Annotated in this window: 3 protein-coding genes; all 3 read right to left on the reverse strand. The window is 38.7% G+C overall.

What is annotated here, in order from left to right:
* Window positions 1-154: 154 nt before the first annotated feature.
* The 3 genes from BCT11_RS21800 to BCT11_RS21820 all read right to left on the reverse strand — a co-directional run bounded on the left by BCT11_RS21800 (window position 155) and on the right by BCT11_RS21820 (window position 1,814).
* A complete protein-coding gene (locus tag BCT11_RS21800; protein ID WP_038883030.1) occupies window positions 155-367 on the reverse strand; it encodes a hypothetical protein in 213 nt (70 codons plus the stop codon).
* Between the two features lie 221 nt (window positions 368-588).
* Window positions 589-1,095, reverse strand: coding sequence for a hypothetical protein (locus tag BCT11_RS21810; protein WP_102389288.1), 507 nt, complete (start codon window positions 1,093-1,095; stop codon window positions 589-591).
* 140 nt (window positions 1,096-1,235) lie between these two features.
* Window positions 1,236-1,814, reverse strand: coding sequence for a hypothetical protein (locus BCT11_RS21820; RefSeq protein WP_102389289.1), 579 nt, complete (start codon window positions 1,812-1,814; stop codon window positions 1,236-1,238).
* Between the last annotated feature and the right edge of the window lie 39 nt (window positions 1,815-1,853).

The following is a 1,853-nucleotide window of genomic DNA, read 5'->3' on the forward strand; positions in this document are numbered from 1 at the left end:
TTGTTAGTTTGCAAACCCAAAACGTTGATTTTACGTTATTTTAAGTTTTGAAAACAATAAGCTTTATGTGCTTTGATGCACTTAAGTCAGGCTTAGTCTCCAAGCAGCTAGTCAATGAAACCACTTGGAACAAACAACGCCGCAGAAAACGAACTTACAACACCAATAAGCGCTTTTGGAAAACCAATCTCACAATGCGGACTTTCAACAAAGCCACTGAAACCACGTGAACTTTCCACACCAGAGAAAACGTCCTTTCAGCGAATAAATCGGCTTTTGTACCAACAAACTCAACGAGCAGAGTTTCAGCAAAAAAATCAAACTCAGTTAACCCTAAAGTCACCGCACCAAAGAAAAAATCAACCATTGAAACGATGCCAATTTTGGATTTTCACCACGCAAGTTAACACTGAAATTGAACACCAATATGACAATTTAGACTTTCAGCTTTTACCAATAGATCTTGCGATATAGCTGCGTTGTTCCTCTTGCAAACTAACGCCGCGTTAAGGTGTGAGTAACGCAATACCGAAGCTACTGCACATTACCTTAATCATTAAACTAAACGCATAGTGAAAATGCCACGCGTTACGAATCACTCTTGAACGCTTTGTTAGCATTCTGAGTTGTCCGCAATGCACTAGCTTTAAACTCAGGTCGTTTTGCAACAACTAAAACCCGCCAAAATTCGTAAACAGTATATAGCACCAACAAACCCGCCATCCACCAGACTACACCTTTAACAGAGAGATCAAATGCGTAAGCTAGAAATGAAACCATGTAAAGAATGGATGTGTTTGACATACCTTGTAGAACAAACCAGTCCGCCATTGTTCCTAAGTGCCCAGCTGGATAATACTTAAAATGCACTAAAACCACATCTGAAACCCAAGTAATGAGAAACAAAAACAAGAAACTGGGTGATGCAATGGATATAGACAATATTATTAACTTTATAGTATCTAGCTCAATAAAAATCGGCTTGTTAAGCTTATAAATTAGTAAAAACGCAGGAGCGATAAAGGAGACAAAAAACACGGAAATTATTACAACTGCATTCGTGTCTAAGCTTTTTAAATCATCTACTATACTCATTTGTTACCTCTTGAATGCTAACGCCCTGTTAAGGGGTGAGCAACGCAATACCGAAGCTGCCGCATACCACCTTAATCACTTAAACCAACGCATAGTGAAAATGCCACGCGTTGCGAATCCCTCTTAAACAGTTTGTTAGCTTAAAGTAGCGAGCTCCTTAGTTTTGCGTAATTTGATTGTACCTTTTTCAAAGCAGTTGGAAGCTTTCTTTCGAGCACAAAGTCAATCTCAGCAATCAAGTCTGTACGAGGATCATTTCCGAAACAACCGTCTAACTTGGTAAAATAAATATCCTGCAAGTTCGCTTTACGACTAACTTTCATAAAACGTATAAAGTCTGAATACCAGCTATACCCACTTGGTGCATTTCCAGTATGAAAATATGCTTCCACAGAATTACAGTACTCGATAAAACACTTCCAAGTTTTGGGACCAATTAGCCGCCGATCTGCTTGTTGTAACTCACAAGCAAGAGCTTTCGTTAATTCGCGTTGAGCTAAAAGCTCAATTCTGCGTTCTTCCAGAAAGTCCAATAGATCTGCAGTTGGTACTTCTTTTTTATCTAGTGATCGCCGAACTTGTGTAAACGACTTTAAATAATCTTTATGTATCTCATCGATCTTCTGTTGAATTGGCTCCACATGCAAATTGAAAAGCTGTTGTTTTCCATTTTCATATCCTTTTACACAACTCACCAACAAGTCAAAAACCTGCTTCATATCCTGAACCTTTCTTCTTTAAGCTAACGCCCTGTTAAG

Origin of the sequence: Vibrio sp. 10N.222.52.B12 (assembly GCF_002875385.1) — a bacterium.
In the GTDB taxonomy this organism is placed as follows: domain Bacteria; phylum Pseudomonadota; class Gammaproteobacteria; order Enterobacterales; family Vibrionaceae; genus Vibrio; species Vibrio jasicida.